The 1,232-nt window shown below is 38.3% G+C and carries 1 protein-coding gene and 1 pseudogene; both read left to right on the top strand.

Annotated elements, in window-relative coordinates:
- A pseudogene (locus AB5935_RS26885) lies at positions 1–389 on the top strand (mobilization protein); the annotation flags it as partial.
- A 4-nt stretch (positions 390–393) separates the two neighbouring features.
- Positions 394–1,068 carry a hypothetical protein gene (locus AB5935_RS26880; RefSeq protein WP_003013290.1) on the top strand — a complete coding sequence of 225 codons (675 nt, stop codon included), beginning with the start codon at positions 394–396 and terminating at the stop codon, positions 1,066–1,068.
- Positions 1,069–1,232: the final 164 nt, after the last annotated feature.

Raw genomic sequence — 1,232 nt, 5'->3', positions numbered from 1 at the left:
GCATACGACACAGTAAAAACTGGAAGGAACTACAAAATTATATCCGTTACAGAGGTGTGGAAATGCAGTTTAAATATAGATTGGGGTCGGATGAGGTTCAAGGTATTTCGTTCATCAAAGATGAACAGACATTTCGGGGTTCTGCCATAGACCGCTCATTGAGCTTCGGACAGATCGACAAGGCTTTAAATAGCATAGATAATTCTATTGAACTAAATCAAATTACTGGAAGCTATGTTTCGAAGGATCATTCTATAGACAGAAATATCGGAGAAACACTTGGTCACATAACATCAGCTTTATTTTCGAACCCCGAAATTACACCAGAGCAAGATGATCCGTTGATCAAGAAAAGAAAAAAGAAAGAGAATTACGGACTAAAACGTTAATACCATGAACACAGAATTAGAAAATATACAGCAACAGGTAAGCGCATTGCAGGAAAACACAGACTTGATCACGCAGGATATTGTACGAATAATGCCTACAATTGTCTCCCTACTTTCTGAAAATGAAAAGAAAATGCAGGAATTTCATGAAATGCGAGCAAAGGATCAGGAACTACTACAACAGATCAAGCAATTTATTAAAAGAGAAAACGATGTACTATCTAAGATCATTAACGATTATGGGACACTTCAGGATGTAGCTAATGAAATCTCCACAATAACTAGACAGGAATTAGCTGTATTAACAATCAAAGAAAAAGACATTGTTTCAAAGATAGCTGAAATTCCTGATCAGGTCATTGTAAAACATCATTACGGCATTGATCTCAAATCAACACCTCTGATCATTGTTATGATAGCATTATCTACCATTATTTCGCTAGGTCTCGGTGTTCTATACGAGAAGAACAAACAATTAGACGATAGAAAATCGTATGAAATGCGTTACCGAATGATAGAATTGGAGCTACCGCATGTAACATCGCATATCGATTCTACTCATTCTCTTAACCCTAAGAAATTCCATAATTTGGTGATTAAAAGAGAGGAAGAAAATAAACTATTAAACAGTATAGACCAAAAACGTCAGGAGATCAAAAACTTAAACAGTCCTGAATAACGGCTCGGCGACTTGGCGAAGTAGCGAAGCTGTATCGAAGATACAAAAGCGGAGCTATTTAGCCAAGTCGCTTGTTGTAAGCAGTCCGCGAAGCGGCGGCTTACGGCAAGCGACGTAAGTCGCCGAGCCATTGTTAGCAAGGAGCGCAGCGGATTGCTAACAAC

Source organism: Phocaeicola sp. RTP21198st1_B8_RTP21198_201120, assembly GCF_040929485.1.
GTDB classification, from domain to species: domain Bacteria; phylum Bacteroidota; class Bacteroidia; order Bacteroidales; family Bacteroidaceae; genus Phocaeicola; species Phocaeicola dorei.
The sequence above is the reverse complement of the archived record's forward strand: the minus strand, read 5'-3'. Positions and strand labels throughout refer to the sequence as shown.

Coding starts and splice junctions, on each gene's coding strand:
- AB5935_RS26880 (WP_003013290.1), top strand. CDS start 394: ATGAACACAGAATTAGAAAATATACAGCAACAGGTAAGCGCATTGCAG.